The organism is Nocardiopsis synnemataformans, assembly GCF_965343085.1.
GTDB classification, from domain to species: Bacteria; Actinomycetota; Actinomycetes; order Streptosporangiales; family Streptosporangiaceae; genus Nocardiopsis; species Nocardiopsis alborubida.
In genome coordinates this window covers 24,219-40,026 of the sequence record NZ_CBDRFA010000074.1, presented here as the reverse complement: position 1 = coordinate 40,026, position 15,808 = coordinate 24,219, and the positions used below count along the sequence as shown (strand labels likewise).

Annotated in this window: 14 protein-coding genes; 3 read left to right on the top strand and 11 right to left on the bottom strand. The window is 71.7% G+C overall.

The annotated features are described in order from the left end of the window. The 7 genes from chrA to ACSIH6_RS31365 form a co-directional block, all read right to left on the bottom strand. A partial coding sequence (gene chrA, locus ACSIH6_RS31395) for a chromate efflux transporter (protein ID WP_435111966.1) occupies nucleotides 1-900 on the bottom strand: 900 nt, incomplete at its 3' end. A gap of 242 nt (nucleotides 901-1,142) precedes the next feature. Next, nucleotides 1,143-1,823, bottom strand: coding sequence for a haloacid dehalogenase type II (locus ACSIH6_RS31390; RefSeq protein ID WP_435111965.1), 681 nt, complete (start codon nucleotides 1,821-1,823; stop codon nucleotides 1,143-1,145). 191 nt (nucleotides 1,824-2,014) lie between these two features. Next, a complete protein-coding gene (locus ACSIH6_RS31385) occupies nucleotides 2,015-2,776 on the bottom strand; it encodes a class I SAM-dependent methyltransferase (protein WP_435111964.1) in 762 nt (253 codons plus the stop codon). Nucleotides 2,777-2,825: 49 nt separating this feature from the next. Continuing rightward, nucleotides 2,826-3,563, bottom strand: a complete 738-nt coding sequence (locus ACSIH6_RS31380) for a Crp/Fnr family transcriptional regulator (protein ID WP_435111963.1) — start codon at nucleotides 3,561-3,563, stop codon at nucleotides 2,826-2,828. 315 nt (nucleotides 3,564-3,878) lie between these two features. Next, nucleotides 3,879-4,424 carry a carboxymuconolactone decarboxylase family protein gene (locus ACSIH6_RS31375; protein ID WP_435111962.1) on the bottom strand — a complete coding sequence of 182 codons (546 nt, stop codon included), beginning with the start codon at nucleotides 4,422-4,424 and terminating at the stop codon, nucleotides 3,879-3,881. 241 nt (nucleotides 4,425-4,665) lie between these two features. Beyond that, nucleotides 4,666-5,490, bottom strand: a complete 825-nt coding sequence (locus ACSIH6_RS31370) for a class I SAM-dependent methyltransferase (protein ID WP_435111961.1) — start codon at nucleotides 5,488-5,490, stop codon at nucleotides 4,666-4,668. After that, nucleotides 5,487-7,097: a radical SAM protein gene (locus ACSIH6_RS31365; RefSeq protein WP_435111960.1), complete on the bottom strand. Its 1,611-nt coding sequence runs from the start codon at nucleotides 7,095-7,097 to the stop codon at nucleotides 5,487-5,489. Before ACSIH6_RS31365 ends, ACSIH6_RS31370 begins: the two co-directional genes overlap by 4 nt. Before the next feature lie 379 nt (nucleotides 7,098-7,476). Between ACSIH6_RS31365 and ACSIH6_RS31360 the strand changes: the two genes are divergently transcribed. From ACSIH6_RS31360 to ACSIH6_RS31350, 3 genes are all read left to right on the top strand, one after another. After that, nucleotides 7,477-8,859, top strand: a complete 1,383-nt coding sequence (locus tag ACSIH6_RS31360; RefSeq protein WP_435111959.1) for a dihydrolipoyl dehydrogenase family protein — start codon at nucleotides 7,477-7,479, stop codon at nucleotides 8,857-8,859. A gap of 559 nt (nucleotides 8,860-9,418) precedes the next feature. Then, complete coding sequence (locus ACSIH6_RS31355) at nucleotides 9,419-10,360, top strand: DUF5996 family protein (RefSeq protein WP_435111957.1); 942 nt, start codon at nucleotides 9,419-9,421, stop codon at nucleotides 10,358-10,360. 150 nt (nucleotides 10,361-10,510) lie between these two features. Next, entirely contained in the window at nucleotides 10,511-10,978 is a 468-nt protein-coding gene (locus ACSIH6_RS31350) for a MarR family winged helix-turn-helix transcriptional regulator (protein WP_435111956.1), read from the top strand. Nucleotides 10,979-11,126: 148 nt separating this feature from the next. Here ACSIH6_RS31350 and ACSIH6_RS31345 read toward each other — a convergent pair whose 3' ends face one another. The 4 genes from ACSIH6_RS31345 to ACSIH6_RS31330 all read right to left on the bottom strand — a co-directional run bounded on the left by ACSIH6_RS31345 (nucleotide 11,127) and on the right by ACSIH6_RS31330 (nucleotide 15,806). Continuing rightward, nucleotides 11,127-12,146, bottom strand: a complete 1,020-nt coding sequence (locus tag ACSIH6_RS31345; protein ID WP_435111955.1) for a LysR substrate-binding domain-containing protein — start codon at nucleotides 12,144-12,146, stop codon at nucleotides 11,127-11,129. Between the two features lie 16 nt (nucleotides 12,147-12,162). Next, a complete protein-coding gene (locus tag ACSIH6_RS31340; RefSeq protein WP_435111953.1) occupies nucleotides 12,163-13,038 on the bottom strand; it encodes an HpcH/HpaI aldolase/citrate lyase family protein in 876 nt (291 codons plus the stop codon). Next, a complete protein-coding gene (locus tag ACSIH6_RS31335) occupies nucleotides 13,038-14,213 on the bottom strand; it encodes a CaiB/BaiF CoA transferase family protein (protein ID WP_435111952.1) in 1,176 nt (391 codons plus the stop codon). Before ACSIH6_RS31335 ends, ACSIH6_RS31340 begins: the two co-directional genes overlap by 1 nt. Nucleotides 14,214-14,345: 132 nt before the next feature. Then, nucleotides 14,346-15,806 carry a GntP family permease gene (locus tag ACSIH6_RS31330; RefSeq protein ID WP_435111951.1) on the bottom strand — a complete coding sequence of 487 codons (1,461 nt, stop codon included), beginning with the start codon at nucleotides 15,804-15,806 and terminating at the stop codon, nucleotides 14,346-14,348. Nucleotides 15,807-15,808: the final 2 nt, after the last annotated feature.

Here is a 15,808-nt window from a genome sequence, read left to right as displayed (position 1 = left end):
TTCAAGGCCGGGGCATCCTCCGGGAGACATGGTGAACAGCGGCCCCGGCACGGCCTGGGCCGCGCCGTAGCCCGCGAGGAAGAACTCCTGGCCCACCCCGCCGCTGCCCACCATCTCGGCCTCCAGCAGCGGCAGGACCACGTGTCCACCGCCGAAGACCAGGGAACCCGCGCGGTAGAAGCCGTCCGCCAGCCCCACAGCCGTGTTACCGGTCAGCGAGGCCAGGAGGGGCAACCCCGCCAGGAGAGCGGCGAACAGGGCCAGGCACAACAGCGCGGTCCCGCGCCGCACCGCGACCCCGGGCTCGGCCTGCTCGCTCGGGTCGGGAACCGGGTTGTTCAGCCAGCACATGCCCAGCACGCCGCCCACCAGGATGGCCGCGACCTGGCTGACGGCCGAGGGCAGCAACAGGACCAGTACCAGAGCGGCCACCGCGATCGCGGCCTGGCGTCCGCCCGAGGCCAGGTTCCGGGCCATGCCCACCACTGCGTGGGCGACCACGGCCACCGCCGCCGCCTTCAACCCCAGCAGCCATCCGGCTCCGGGTTCAGCGCCGATGGCTTGCACGCCCAGGGCGAAGGCGACCAGCAGCAGCGCCGAGGGCAGGGTGAAGGCCGCCCAGGCCGCGGCCATGCCCGCGTACCCGGCTCGGCGCAGACCGATCGCCATGCCGACCTGGCTGGAGGCCGGGCCGGGCAGGAACTGGCACAGCGCCACCAGGTCCGCGTAGGCGCTCTCGGTGAGCCAGCCGCGACGCACCACGAACGCCTCACGGAAGTAGCCCAGATGCGCCACCGGCCCGCCGAACGAGGTCAGCCCCAGCCCCAGGAAGACCCGGAACACCTCCGCGGCCGCTCCCCGAGCCGGGGCGAGCACCCGCGCGCCGTCTCCCGCGCTCATCCGCGCACGTCCCACCGACGTCGGGCCGCCAACGGCACCGTTGGTGTGCTCATGTCCAGGCTCCTCAGCGGTGGGGCGGCACCCACCCAGATGGACGAAAACCGATATCGCCAGACGATATCCAACAAGGGGACACGCCCCTGTGTCCGGCCCCTGTCGCGGAACACGAAGATCGGCACAAGTTCGGAGAGACACGTGGCTGTCCCCCACAGCCGCCAGGCACACTGCTGCCGGCGGATGGCCTACCGCTGGAGCAGCGCGGTCGCCAGGGCTTCGAGGGACGGTGCCTGAACCTGCGGGGCGGCCATGAAGCCGGGATACGGCCTGCCTCCGCGGTTGACCCAGGCGCCGATGAGACCCGCGCGTTGGGCACCGTCCACGTCCCACGGGTGCACGGCGACCAGGGCCACCTCCTCTGCTTTCACACCGGCCTCACTGACCGCGTACCGGTACGCGGCTGGAGACGGCTTCCATGCCCGGGGCCGGCTCACGTCCAACCGTCGCTCCACCAGCCCCAGCAGGCCCTCCCGCTCCAACAGACCCTCGGTCAACGCCGCGGCACCGTTGGTCAGCGTGAACAGGCGGACCCCCGCCCCACGCAGTCGCCGCATCCCCGCCGCGACGTCGGGATGGCAGCGCAGCTGGCCGAAGCCGTCCAGGACGTGGTGCACCGCGGCCTCCACGTCCCCCGACCGGTCATCGCCTCCGGAGAGCATGTCCCGGAGGATGTCGGCGGCCACGTCCGCGAAGTCGGCGTAGGCTCCCGCGGCGGTCAGTCCGAAACCGTCCCGCAGCACACCCGCGAACCACGTGGGCATCAGGTGCGCGGGCGCCCCCACCTCCTCGAACCTCTTCCTCAACGGCGCCAGATCGCTGAGTGTCTCGTTCACGTCGAAGACCACGACCTGTGGAACCTGGGCCATACCCACCTCCCGTGGAACCCTCTCCCGCGTTCCCCTCGCATCGCGGGCACCACACGGATGTACCCGCACAACCGCCCACTCCACGTGCGTTCACCGGAAACCGCACCACAGGCTTCCGGCACCCGGCGGCCGTACCGTGCCAGCGCGGCACCTGTTCGCGGGTCCGGCCGGGTCCCTGGGCACACCGTCCGTCACGGTGCCTTCGGAGAACGCGCCACCACACGCAGCAGCGGAAGCGGCACAAAGCGGCCGGGGCGCGCCCATGCCGCCAGCGTCCGTTCGGCCGCGCGTAGGCGTTTCTCACCGGTACGGGGCAGGTAGAGGCCACGCACCAGCAGCGAGGTGTGCTCGGGCTCCTCCATGCGCAGGGTGAGGACGCGCCTGTCCTCCGACAGGACCGTCCACCCGCGCGCCCGCAGCAGGCGGGCCGTGCCGTCGCACGCCTGCGGGTTGGGCCAGTCGAGGCGGCGGGTCCGCAGGGCGGCCAGGACCCGGATCCAGGCGGCCAGGCCGCGGACCGTGGGGCCGAGGCGGGCGGGGACGAGCGCGGTCATGACCCCGTCCGGCTCCAGTACCCGTTCCACCTCGTCGAGCACGGCGTCGAGGGGGACCAGCACCTGTAGCGACATCGCGGCGCAGACAGCGGAGACCGCGTCCGAGGCGAAGGGGAGCGCGTGCGCGTCCGCGAGGACGAGCGGACCGCGACGGCCGGCCGCCGCACGCGCCAGTTCCCCGGAGGAGGAGTCCAGACCGACCCAGTACGCCTCGGGCAGCCAGGTCCGGGTGGGCGCGGAGCCGCATCCCAGGTCGACGACGGCGCCGAACGATCCGTGCAGCGGCTCGGCCACCCATGCGTAGGGGTTGTCCTCAGCCAGGCCGAGCAGCCGTTCGGTGACCGCTGGACGCTCTCCGTGGAAGTGTGTGAGGTAGTCGGCCCAGTGCTGCTCGTCCATGTCCAGAACCTCCCGGAGACGGTGCTGCCCGCGCGCCTCGCGGGGCGCGTCAGGACCGCCCCCGCACCCGACGGGCCAGGGCGGGGCGGTCGAGCAGGTCGATCGCCGCGTAGCGCACCGCGATCAGCCCGTCCCTCTCGAACTCCTTGAGCACCTTGTTCAGCGAGGGCCGCCGTACGCCCAGCATGGCGGCCAGCGTGCGCTGCGGTAGGGCGATGACGTCCGCGTCGGCCTCGTCCAGCAGCAGCTGCGCGGTCTGCTGGACCAGTGACCGTCCGAGCAGGCCGAGGATGCGCATGTGGCTGGTGTTGAGGCGCTGGGCGACGCTGGACAACCAGCGCCGGGCGATGGCCGGGTGAGTGGCCAGCAGGCGCTCGAACTCCTCCGGCCCCAGTTCCAGCAGTTCCACGTCCTCCAGAGCCCGCCCGGTGTAGGGCATGGGCATGCCCAGCAGCAGCTGGATGTCCCCGTCGACGTCGCCGGTGCGCAGGATCTGCACCACGACCCGCCCGGCACCGGATCCGGCCGCCAGTTCAACCTGCCCGGCGCGCACGATCCACACCCCCGACCCGCCGGCCTTGGAGCCGAACACGACACCCGCGCGGGGCACGCTGCGCCTGCGCAGCGTGGAGGCCAGGGCCGAGACATCGTCGCCGGTCAGCGGGGCGGCGCTACCGCGTCCCACACAGCGGGCCACCCACGCGGCCTGCTGAAGACGGGAATCCTCGCGCCCACCGCCGAGGAGGTGCAGGGCTCGGTTCATCGCCGACGGCATTTCAGGAGGCATGGATGGCGGTTCCTCGCTGGGAGCGTCCCTGGGTGGCGGACGCCGTGTGGACGACCGTGTCCCCTCGACGCTACTGCACCTCAGGACGCGGCGTCCGCCGCACGGATCCGCACATGGCGGCCATGGGGTCCGCCCGCCCTGGCCTCCGCTCGGCAGCCGGCCCGCGCCGCGTCCGGTGCGGTGCCGAGACCGACCGAAGCGGAACGCCGACCCGTGAGGACCGCACCGGCCGAACCCTACGGCGCGCTTCTTCCGGCGGGACACCGCGGCCCGCGCCCCGGCCGGTGGGGCGCGGGAGGTGTGCCCCCGCCCGGATCAGTCCAGGCCGGGAGCCTTGGGCACGTCCAGCTCGGTCTGCGCGTAGTGGTTGAAGTAGTTCGTGTACAGGTTGAGCGCGACGTGGGTGAACAGCTCGGTCAGCTGGGTGTCGCTCCAGCCGGCCTCCCGGGCGGCCTTCCAGGTCGTCTCCGCGACCTCGCCGCGCTCCGCGGCGATCTCATGGGCCACGGAGAGCAGCGCGTCCAGGCCGGGATCGGAGTCGATGCGGCCCGAGCGGATCTGTACGGTCTCCTGCTCGCTCCAGCCCGCTGCGCGGCCCGCGGCGGTGTGCGCGGACTGGCAGTAGGCGCACTCGTTGGCGGCGCCCACCGCGAGGGCGATGGCCTCGCGTGTGCGTGCGTCGAAAGTGCCGTGGTCGGCGATGGCCTGCTGGATTCCCTGGTAGGCCGCCAGAACGACCGGGGAGTGCGCCATCTCCCCGTGGATGTTCAGCACCTTGCCCATCTGCGCGGCCAGCGACCGCAGTCCCTCGCGCGCTTCAGCGGGGGCGTCCTCAACGGTGTGCACCGTGATCCTCGGCATCGGTCGTCTCCTTGTCACTCGTCGGTCAGGCATCTCAGTGGCCTCTCCCAACACAACAACGAGGAGGGACCGACTCGTTCGGCACTGTCCCCGTGATGACACTCCTTGTCAAAGATCTGGTCGAAGACCGGCGTGTGGGCCCGTGAGGACGAGGAGGTGGCTGGGGACGCTCGCCTGAGACGGCCGGACGCACTCCCCAGCCGCGGCGGGCCTCTCCCCGGTCAGGGACGTTCGGGATCTGTCAGGTCCCTTCCCACCCCGGTTTGTCCGCGAGGAACAGGGCGTAGCCCACCGTGCCGTCGGCGACCGCGGCGCGCGCGGCCTCCAGGTAGGGGTTCAGGGCCCGCGCGTCCACGCCCGCCGCGGCCAACCGTTCGGGCGCGGTCATCCGCAGCAGGCGCAGGCGGGCGTCGATCTGCTCGACCATGCGCGCCATCGCCGCGTCGTACCGCTCCACTCCCACCACCCGCAGACCGGCCCCTTCCAGGAGCACGCGGTAGCCCTCCTCGGAGCGCGCGTCGGCGATACAGGCCACCCATCCGGCGATCCCCGCCAGCTCGTCGGGGAGACCGCCCTCGGCGACGGTGACGTCCGTGATCCCGACCCGGCCGCCCGGCCGCAACACCCGCGCGAACTCCGCCGCGGCAGCGGCCTTGCCGGGAAAGGTGCACAGGGCGCACTCACACACCAGGGCGTCGAAGGCGCCAGCGGCGAAGGGCAGGCGTTCGGCGTCGCCCTCGTGGAAGCGGACCCGGTCGGTGAGGCCGGACCGCTCGGTCGCCGCGCGGGCCGTTTCCAGGGTGGTACGGCCGAGGTCGACGCCGTCCACCCGGGCGCCGTACTCGGTGGCCAGCAGTCGAGCGGTGGCACCGGGCCCGGAGGCGACGTCGAGCACCCGGGAGTCAGGGGCGAGGGCGAGGGAGTCGGCGAGACGGCGGGTGAGGGTGAGGCCCCCGGGGTGGTAGGACTCCCCGAGCAGGAGGGCGACGGAGTCGGTGCCGTAGGCGTCGGCGCAGCAGGACTTGACCGCGTCGGAGTCGGAGGCGGGTAGCGGTCGGTCGGTCATGATCCCTCCACCGCGCGGCGTCCGACGTTGGTGTGGTCCGGGGCGACCAGGGGCTGATCGTCCGCGTCAGTGTCGTGCTCGGTGCGGGCGATCCGGGATCCGTAGGGAGACTCCACGGTGACGTCGGCTAGTTGGCGGCTGTTGGGAACGACGCCGGCGACCTTGACACCCGACATCTGGGCGCGGACCTGTTCTCGGTAACCCACGGAGTTGTAGGCGCAGAAGGGGATGATCCGCCCGTCGGGGGTGATCTCCTCCACGCAGCACTTCATCAGCTGTTTGACGTTGAGCGTGTAGGGGTCGAGGAAGTCCTGGACGACGATCATGAACACCTTGTCCCCGAGGTCCTTGGCCGCTTCGGGCAGGTCGATGCCGCAGGAGGCGCACTCGGCGTTGGCGGTGGCCGCGGCGAGGCCGTCCATGGTGCCGGGTGCGTTCATGAACGCCGAGGCGCTCCACAGCTTCTCCAGCGACTCGCGCAGCGCCGGGTCGGGCAGGACGCGGTTACTGACGTAGTCGAGGTGGTCGTCCACGTCGACCAGGCGGGGCAGGGGCACGACGTCGGTGCGGTCATCCTTGCGGTCCACCAGCAGGTAGGTGATGGAGCGGCAGGTGGGGAAGCAGCAGGGCACGGGGACGAAGTCGCCGGGCCGGAACCAGTCGGGGCGCTGCTGGTAGATCCCCTCCATGACGTCGGAGTTGGTCAGGCGGGTGAGGGGGTCGAACTCCACATGGCGGCCGGAGTGGGTAACCGGTTGGAAGGACACCGCGTAGACGGCGGGGTGGTCGATGCCGAACTCGATGATGTCGCCGAGTTCATGGTCGTTGAGGCCGCGTTCGACGGCGGCGACCAGGGTGACGGTCAGCCCGGCCTCGGCGCAGTTGTCCAGGGCGCGGCGCTTGGACGCGCGCAGGTCCCTGCCGCGGATGGCCTTGTGGGTGGCCTCGTCGAAGCCGTCGAACTGGAGGTAGACGTTGACGGCGGTGCCGCCTCGCCCGTTGAGTTCGGCCAGGGCGGCGACGAAGCGCTTGTCGGTGGCCAGGCGGATGCCGTTGGTGTTGAGGTTGACGATCTTGATCGGCCGGTCGGTGGCCATCCCGACGAAGGCGAGGATGTCCTTGTGGATGGTGGGCTCCCCGCCAGAGAACATGACCACCTCGGGTTCGCCCTCGGCCTCGACGAAGGTGTCGAGCATCAGGGCGCACTGCTCCCGGGTGATCGAGTAGCCGTCGGGCTGGTGGCCCGAGTCGGCGAAGCAGATCGGGCAGTCCAGGTTGCAGCCGGTGTTGACCTCGATGATGCCCAGACAGGCGTGCTGCTTGTGCTCGGGACACAGTCCGCAGTCGGAGGGGCAGCCGTCCTTCACCTCGGTCTGGAAGGCCAGGGGCAACGTGCCTGGCTTGTTGAACCGCGCCGAGTCCGTGTACAGCTGGGCGTCACCGTAGACCAGCGCCTCGAACCACCCGTGCTCCTTGCAGCGCTTGCGCAGGTAGACCTTGTCGTCGCGGATGTTGACCTGGGCGTCGACGACCACCTTGCACACCGGGCAGATGCTCTTGGTGTACTCAACGAAGATCTCGTCCCGGTCCTGCGGCCTGTCAGCCACTTTTGCCCCCTCGTTTCGGGTTCCGATCACGGCATGGTCGGGAGGGCGTCCCCCCGATGGCCTTCCCGCCCGCGCCGTCGCGCAGTCCATCGCACGCCACCGGCCCCGCGCGCACAAGTGTCGGCGTGCCGACAGTCATCACCCGCCCAGCGGCACCAGCACCGACCGCGCGGTTCCGGCCGCGCACCTCCCGTTCGTGGGGGAAAGCGCGTGGACGGAAGCAGGTGTCGTGTCGCTGACACTGTCTCCCGCCCGGGCCGAGGAGTGTGTTGGATGGGATCAGGGCAACAGGGCCACGGTCGTGGCCGGAGGGACGAACCAAGGGGGGACAACGGTTGTCCCCCAAGCCACGGGACAGCATCAGGTTCGGAGGGCCTCGGTGAACAGGGAGTTACTGGTGATCGGCGGCGGTAGCGCCGGACTGTCGGCTGCCCGGACGGCCGTTGCCGCGGGGGCGCGGCCGACCCTGGTGACCGAGGGGCCGCCCGGCGGCGACTGCACGTTCACCGGCTGCGTACCCTCCAAGGCCCTGATCGAAGCCGCCGCGCGCGGCGAGGACTTCACCGCCGCGCTGCGGCGGGTCCGCGGCGCCGTCGACGCCGTCGCCGCCACCGAGGACGAGGCGACCCTGGCCACGGAGGGGATCGACGTGCTGCGTGGCCGTGCCATGTTCCTGTCCCCCTACGAGGTCGACGTCGGCACCTGCGTGCTGGCCACCGACCGCGTCGTGATCGCCACCGGAAGCGCTCCGCTGCTGCCGCCGGTGCCCGGACTGCACGAACTGGAACCGCTGACCAGTGACAACGTATTCACTCTACGTCAGCAGCCGCGCAGCCTGGCGGTCCTGGGCGGCGGTGCGGTCGGCTGCGAGCTCGCCCAGGCCTTCACGCGCCTGGGCACGGCGGTGACGGTGGTGGAGGCGGCTGGTCGGCTGCTGCCGAACGAGGACCCCGAGGCGTCCGACGTTCTCGCCGACCGGTTCGCGGCCGAGGGGATCAAGGTACGCACCGGCGCCGAGGTCGCACGCGCTTCCCGTGTGGGCGGCACGGCACTGCTGGAACTGGCCGACGGCGGCCGCGTGGAGACCGAACGGATCCTGGTCGCGGCCGGGCGTCGACCGAACACCGCGGGGTTGCGCCTGGCCGCCGCACACGTGGATGTGGACCGGCGGGGAGCGGTGGTGACCACCTCCTGCCTGGCCACGACCTCGCCCGCGCGCGTCTACGCGGCGGGCGACGTCACCGGACGCATCGCGCTCACCCACGCCGCCCACCTCATGGGCCGGGTCGCCGCGCGCAACGCCCTGAGCCGCGGCCTGCCCGCGCGCTTGGACGACTCCGTCGTCCCCCGTGTGGCGTTCACCGATCCGGAAGTGGCCCACGTCGGCGCCACCGAGCAGGAGGCGGCCCGAACACACCCGGGCGCGCGGGTGGCCTACCTCCCCATGGCCGAGGTCGACCGAGCTGTGGTGGCGGGACGCACGGACGGGTTCGTCAAGATCATCTCGGGGCCCCGCCGGCTCCTGGGAAACACCGGCGGCGGCCGTGTCCTGGGAGCGACCGTCGTCAGCGAGCGCGCCGGAGAACTGGTCCACGAACTGGCCCTGGCCATGCGCACCGGCATGTTCACCGGGCGTCTGGCCCAGACCGTGCACGCCTACCCCACCTACGCTGTCGCCGTGCAACAGGCCGCCGCCCAGTTCGTGGGAGGGCACGGCGGACGCGTCGCCCGCCCGGTCCGGGCGGAGGGGCACCCGTGCTGACCGGTGCCGTGCGGGTCGCCGAGCACGGGTCAGGGACGGGCAGTACCCGATTCGGGACACCGTCGGTCTCCACGCGGGTGATACGGGCACACGCACCCACGCCGGAGCCCCGCTGACCGGACCAGCCGACAGCACGCGACGCCGGTCGGCACGGCTCCGCGGACCAGCGCGGCCTTCGCGCGGGATACGGCCCTCCGCGTCAGTGACGGCACATCTCCACCGAACGAGATGGTGGGTCGTTCAAATTAGCGTCATTGGATGATGTGCCAACTACATGGACCCAGACTCCACCACCGGATCCCCGGAGCCTGAACCCCGCCCCGCAAGGTGACTTGTCACCTACTATCCGGATGATGTATCAACGGCCCAAGGGGGCCTCGCACCAACAGGCAGCGCTGGGCACCGCCCATGCGGACGCCGTTGGTCGTGGTGGGGACGCGGCAGGGACCGACAGAGCCACGGCCCGCTTCGCTCCGGCAGGGACGAGGGGTCAGGGCGCCCGTCCGCAGCACACGACCACCTCCGCCCTTTGGTGGAACAGCGAAGGAAGTGAGTAGCGATGACCAGCCCGTCAACGACGAACTGGCCGAGCCTGCGGGTCTCGGACTGGACCCCCACCCGCGACACCCTGCACATGTGGACCCAGATCGTGGGCAAGATCCGCATGGCCCACACTCCGCTGATCAACCACTGGTGGCAGGTGACCCTCTACGTCAGCCCGCGCGGACTGACGACCTCGGCCATCCCGTACCGCACGGGGGCCTTCGAGATCGAGTTCGACTTCGTCGGCCACCAGCTCCAGATCCGCGGCAGCGACGGCGGCGCGCGGAGCTTCCCGCTACGGCCGATGCCGGTCGCCGAGTTCTACACCCGGATCATGGACATGCTCGGCCAACTCGGGATCGAGGCACCGATCCGGCCGCGCCCCAACGAGGTCGAGCCCGCGATCCCCTTCGCCGAGGACCACAAGCACGCCTCCTACGACGGGGAGGCGGCCACCCTGTTCTGGCGTCAGCTGCTCCAGGCCAACCGGGTGATCGGCGACTTCCGGTCGCACTTCGTGGGCAAGGTCAGCCCGGTGCACTTCTTCTGGGGAGCGATGGACCTCGCCTGCACCCGCTTCTCCGGGCGGTCGGCTCCGCCCCATCCGGGCGGAGCGCCCAACTGCGGCGACTGGGTCATGGTCGAGGGCTACTCCCGGGAACTGTCCAGCTGCGGTTTCTGGCCCGGCGGTGGCGAGGAGGGCGCCTTCTACTCCTACGCCTACCCTGAACCCGACGGGTTCGCCGACCAGCCGGTGGGGCCCGAGGGCGCGTACTTCAGCACCGAGTTCCAGCAGTTCCTACTGCCCTACGAGGCCGCCCGCGCCGCGTCCGACCCCGACCGCGCGGTCGCCGAGTTCCTCCGCACCACCTACGAGGCCGCCGCGAACCGCGGGAACTGGGACCGCTCCGCGCTGGAGGACGACCCCCTCCGGTGGCACGGACCCCCCGCGTCCTGAGGAAACGACGGGGGTGGCCCGGGCCGGGGCGTCGGCCACCGTTGACGGGTCCCGTCCCCGTTCTCGAAGGGTTCGGCTCGACGAAGGGCCACGTCTCGGCCGCTTTGTCCCAAGTGGATGAGGTGTCAACTTCTTCGTTACACTGCGTCCATGAACGAGACGCCGCGCTGGCTGGAGGCGGACGAGAAGGCCGCTTGGGACAGCTTCATCCGCATGCAGGAGACGCTCATCGGGCGGCTGTCCCGTCTCCTTCAGGCCGACTCCGGGATGTCCGCCTCCGACTACATCGTGCTCGTCAACCTCACCGCGACGAGCGACGGGAGGATGCGCTTCCTGGAGCTGGCCAGACTGGTGAACTGGGAGAAGAGCCGAATGTCCCACCAGGTCAGGCGGATGACCAAGCGCGGGCTCGTGACCAGGGAGGAATGTCCCGACGACGCCCGCGGAGCGTTCGTCGTCGCCACCCCGGCCGGGTACGAGGCGATCGAGGACGCCGCGCCCCTGCACGTCGAGCACGTTCGCCGTCTGTTCGTCGACGCCCTGACCCCGAACCAGCTCAGCACGTTCGCCCGGCTCTCCCAGCGCGTCTCGGACCACATGGAGAAGCAGCCGGACTGAGCGGGCGCCCCCGGGAGACCGGCCCTGATTTCGTTGATGGATCAACGCGAATTTCAACTATCCTAGTTGATCCATCAACGAAAATCGATGATGTCGCGACGGGGGCGACCACGCCCGATTCTCGCGCCCAAGGCGACGGGAGACCCGGTCAGGGCCGACCGGCGCGCGGTTCGGTCCGGGCCGCCAGGCGGATCCCCGGCCAGGCCCCCTGCTCGGCGAGCCGGGTCGTCACCTGCACGATGCCGTGCCGGACAACGGACACGGCGTCCCGCGGCTCGTAGTAGTCCGAAGCGGCGCACACGGCGATGTGGCGTTCGATCAGGGGATCGACGACCCGCCGCACCGTGAGGTCGGGAGTGCTCCGCAGCGCCTCGACGCTGGACAGAGGGAGCAGGGCGCAGGCCTCGCCGCTCTCGGCGATGCGCACCATCGTGCCCAGGGACTCCACGTCGGCGGCGATCGTCGGCGCCGCGCCGCGTTCGGTGAAGACGCGGTCGATGAGCACGCGCAGGTTGCTGCGCGGTCCGGGGGCGACCAGCGGCACCCGGAGCATGTCCACCAGCCTGATGTCCCCGCACGCCGCGGTGTCGGGGGCGGCCGCGCTGTTCCCCGCGACCCCGGCCGCCTGGGCGCCTCGGGGTGGCTCCTCGGCGTCCGAGCGCCCGACCAGGTACAGCTCTTCGGAGTACAGCGGCGTCTCGGCCGGGCGGGGCGCCGCGTCGTCGCGGTAGAGGACGGCGAGGTCCATCCGCCCGACCGTGAGCAGCTCCTGGATGTATCCGCTCACCGACTCGAACAGCCGCAGGTGGACACCGGGGTAGTGCCGTTTCGTCCAGGAGAACAGCGCCGGAGCGAGGTGGACGGCGACCGCGGTGGGCAGTCCGACGGCCACCGTTCCGCGGATGACGCCGGGCTCCTTGGCCACGTCTTCGGCGATCTGGTCGAACCGGCGGATGAGCTGCTGGGCGTCCCGGTAGAGGGTCCGCCCCGCCGGTGTGGGCACCACTCCGCGGGGACCGCGCTGCACGAGCCGCACGCCCAGTTCGCTCTCCAGCTGCTTCATCCGCTGGCTGACCGCCGGCTGCGAGACGAACAGCAGCGAGGCGGCACGGGTGAAGCTCCCGCTGTCGATGACCGCGATGAAGTCCCGCAACTGGGCGATGTCCACTGGCTGTCCCCTCGGCCTACATGGTCCGGTCCCTCCCCTCGGCGCGCCGCAGCAGTCGGCGGGCGCGTTCCACGACCGGTCGATCGATCATCTCACCACCGCGCCGCGCAGCGCCTTCGTCTCCCACGGCGAGTACCTCGCGCGCCCATTCCAGCTCGGCGGCGTCGGGGGCGAAGGCGGTGTCCACGGGCGCGACCTGGGCGGGGTGCACGCACAGCTTGCCGCCGAACCCCCAGCGGCGGGCGCGGGCGGCGTCGCGCGCCGCGGCCGTGCCGTCGCGCACATCCGTGGTGACACCGTCGACCGGCGGCGGCAGCGAGCACGCCGCCGACCAGCGCACCAGGTCGCTCCGCGACGGGTCGAGCGCGGCGTCGTCGGCGGTGCCCAGGTCCAGGGCCAGGTCGATACCGCCGAACAGCAGCCGGACCGTCTCGGGGCGGCCCGCGATGTGGGAGAGCTCCACCAGCCCGCGGGCGGACTCGATCAGCGGCAGTACCAGCGCCCGGCTCGCCTCGGCCGCGGCGCGCACGTCGTCGCCGGACTCGGCCTTGGGCAGGACGACGGCGTCCGGCGCCAGCTCGCGGCAGAGCCGCGCGTCGGCGGCGAACTCCGCGGTGGTGCGCGCGTTGACGCGCACGGCCACAGCGGGGGCGCCGCCACCGCCGAGGGAGGAGCGGGAGTCGGCGACGCTCGGCCACCCGTCCCGCAGCGCGTCGCGCGCGGCGTCCTTCTCACCGGCCGGGACGGCGTCCTCCAGGTCGATGATGACGGCGTCGGCGCCGCTGCGTACCGCCTTGGCGAACCGGTCGGGACGGGACGCGGGCACGAACAGCCAGGTGACGGCCGTCGCGAGTGTGTCCGCGCGCGCGGCGGCGGTGGTCTCCGGCGCCATCAGAGCACCCCGTCCGACCGCAGCTCGGCGGTCTCCTCGGCTGTCATCCCCAGTTCGCCGAGGATGGCGTCGGTGTGCTCGCCGAGGCCGGGAACCGGGTCCATGCGGGGGGACGGGTCGCGCGGCCCGGGCGGCGCCAGCGCCGGGACCCGCCCCGTCGGCGTGTCCACCTCGTGCCAGCGCCCGCGCGCGGCGAGCTGCGGGTGGCGCCACACCTCGGCGAGGCTGTTCACCCGGGCGTGGGCGACCGGGATGGCGGCGAGCAGGGAGGTGGCCTCGTCGCCGTCCAGCTCGGCGAAGCGCCGGGCGATGACGGTGCTGAGCGTGTCGCGGTTGGCGCTGCGGGCGGCGTTGGTGGCGTAGGCGGGGTCCTCGGCGAACGCGGGGCGCTCCAGGAAGCGCTCGCAGAACGCGCGCCATTCGCGCTCGTTCTGGACCGCCATCAGGACCACCTGCTCATCGCGCGCGACGAAGGGGCCGTAGGGGTAGATCGTCGCGTGCGCCGCGCCGGCGCGCGCCGGCGGCTCCTGGCCGTCATAGGCGTAGTAGAGCGGGAAGCCCATCCACTCGGTGGTGGCCTCCAGCATCGACACGTCCAGGTGGGTGCCCTTTCCGGTGCGTGCGCGCTCGAGCAGCGCACCCAGGATCGAACTGTAGGCGTACATGCCCGCGGCGATGTCCGAGACCGAGATGCCGACCTTCGCCATCTCCTCGCCGCTGCCCGTCACCGACAGCAGCCCCGACTCGCTCTGCACCAGCAGGTCGTAGGCCTTCATCGTCTCGTAGGGACCGGGTGAACCGTAGCCGGAGATGTCGCAGACGATGAGCCCGGGGTGCCGCGCCTGCAGCTCGGCGGCGCCCAGCCCGGCGCGGGCCGCGGCCCCCGGCGCCAGGTTCTGGAGGAAGACGTCGGCGCTGGCCAGCAGCTTGCGCAGCACCGCCAGGCCGCGCGGGTCCTTGATGTCCAGCGTCAGGGACTCCTTGCTGCGGTTGGCCCACACGAAATGCGAGCTCATGCCGTTGACGCGGGAGTCGTAGCCGCGGGCGAAGTCGCCCGTGCCGGGCCGCTCGACCTTGATGACGCGGGCGCCCATGTCGGCCAGGTGGCGGCTGGCGTAGGGAGCGGCGATGGCCTGCTCCAGGGACACGACGGTTACACCGCGAAGCGGCTGCATGATTTCTCTCCTGCGTGTGTCGAACGGTCGGGCGCGCCACGGTGCGGGGGGCACCGGGAGCCGCCCCCTCCGGGCCGCCGCGTGCGGGTGGGCCCGGAGGGACGGTGGCCGCGGCTCGCGGCGGCGTCCTGGCTAGGCGACGAGGCTGATGCCCACGACGATGACCAGCGAGACCACCGAGGCCAGTGCGGTCACGAAGGTCAGCGCCTTGAGTGTGCCCCGGGTGGTCACACCGAGCAGTGACTGGAACATCCAGAAGAAGTTGCTGTTCACCTGGAGCGCGAACAGGGCGCCCGAGCCGATGGCCAGTCCCAGCACCGCGGGCGGCAGGTCCAGGCTGCCCATGATCGGGGCGAGGATGCCCGCGGCCGCGATGGCGGCGACGGAGATCGAGCCGATGGCCAGGTGCAGCACGGCCGCCACCAGCCAGGCCAGCAGTACCGCCACCAGCGCCGGTGTGCCCGCTTCGGCCGAGAACAGGCCGCCCAGGACCCCTTCGAGCGCCGTCTCGCCGATCACCGCTCCCAGCGAACCGCCGACGCCGGTGACCAGCAGGATCTGCCCGGTGGTGTTGAGTCCCTCGCCCAGTGCGTCGTTGGTCCGCGCGGTGCCCTGCACGCCCCGCGACAGCAGGTAGGCGCCGACCAGGCCGACGAAGAGCGCCAGCACCGGGTCGCCGAAGAACGCGATCGCGGGAGACGTCGCGCCGGCGGCCTCGGCGATCGCACCGGCGGCGATCATGACCAGCGGGACGAGGATGGGCAGCAGGGAGATGTGGAGCGGCGGGGTCCGCGGCGCCGCCTCGTCGACCTTCTCGTCGACCTCTGTCACGCCGCCGTCGCTGCTGCTGTCGCCACCGCCACCGCCGCTGCTGCCGCCGCTGCCGCTGGGCGCAGCGCCCGCGGGTTGCACGGCACCGGCGGGCTCCCGGTCGCCGACCGCCATCGGGGCGGTCTCGTCCTTGTCGGGGTTCCAGAACCCGAACCTCAGCAGGATTCCGTAGAGGAACACGGTGAGCACCGCCGTGGCCAGTCCGACCCCGAAGCCGTAGAGCAGCATCGTGCCGAGCGGGACGCCCAGCAGACCGGCGATCGACACGGTTCCCAGACCGGGGATCACGAACACGTAGCCGACGAGGATGCCGGTGCTGAGCGCGCCACCCATCATGCCGACGCCGTTGCGGCCCAGGCTGGGAGCGGCGGAGCGGGCCAGCGGGGCGGCGAGCACGAGCTGCACGTCCACGTAGATGGACGGGAAGATCGTGCTCAGCACGGCGGCGAGCGCGTAGGGGAGCCGCCTGGGACCGAGCAGCCGCAGCAGCAGCTCCACCAGTTTCTGCAGGGCGCCCATGCGGAGCAGCAGCGACCCCAACAGGACGCCGAATCCGATGAGCAGCCCGACTTCGGCCATGATGTCGCCGAAGCCCTGAGCGATGGTCGAGATGGTCTTCTCGAACCCCAGCCCGGCCGCGAGTCCCAGGTAGATCGACCCGATCACGAGTGCGATCACCGGCTCGACGCGCGCGGCGATAATCAGTAGCACCACGCCGATGATCGCTATCGTCGTGTGCGCCACGACCAAGGTGTCAGTCATTG

Bases quoted from the DNA above. Each gene is read 5' to 3' on its own strand.
- ACSIH6_RS31370 (WP_435111961.1), bottom strand. From the start codon at position 5,490: ATGACCGACCGACCGCTACCCGCCTCCGACTCCGACGCGGTCAAGTCC.
- ACSIH6_RS31380 (WP_435111963.1), bottom strand. From the start codon at position 3,563: ATGCCTCCTGAAATGCCGTCGGCGATGAACCGAGCCCTGCACCTCCTC.
- ACSIH6_RS31335 (WP_435111952.1), bottom strand. From the start codon at position 14,213: ATGCAGCCGCTTCGCGGTGTAACCGTCGTGTCCCTGGAGCAGGCCATC.
- ACSIH6_RS31340 (WP_435111953.1), bottom strand. From the start codon at position 13,038: ATGGCGCCGGAGACCACCGCCGCCGCGCGCGCGGACACACTCGCGACG.
- ACSIH6_RS31385 (WP_435111964.1), bottom strand. From the start codon at position 2,776: ATGGACGAGCAGCACTGGGCCGACTACCTCACACACTTCCACGGAGAG.
- ACSIH6_RS31330 (WP_435111951.1), bottom strand. From the start codon at position 15,806: ATGACTGACACCTTGGTCGTGGCGCACACGACGATAGCGATCATCGGC.
- ACSIH6_RS31355 (WP_435111957.1), top strand. From the start codon at position 9,419: ATGACCAGCCCGTCAACGACGAACTGGCCGAGCCTGCGGGTCTCGGAC.
- ACSIH6_RS31350 (WP_435111956.1), top strand. From the start codon at position 10,511: ATGAACGAGACGCCGCGCTGGCTGGAGGCGGACGAGAAGGCCGCTTGG.
- ACSIH6_RS31390 (WP_435111965.1), bottom strand. From the start codon at position 1,823: ATGGCCCAGGTTCCACAGGTCGTGGTCTTCGACGTGAACGAGACACTC.
- ACSIH6_RS31375 (WP_435111962.1), bottom strand. From the start codon at position 4,424: ATGCCGAGGATCACGGTGCACACCGTTGAGGACGCCCCCGCTGAAGCG.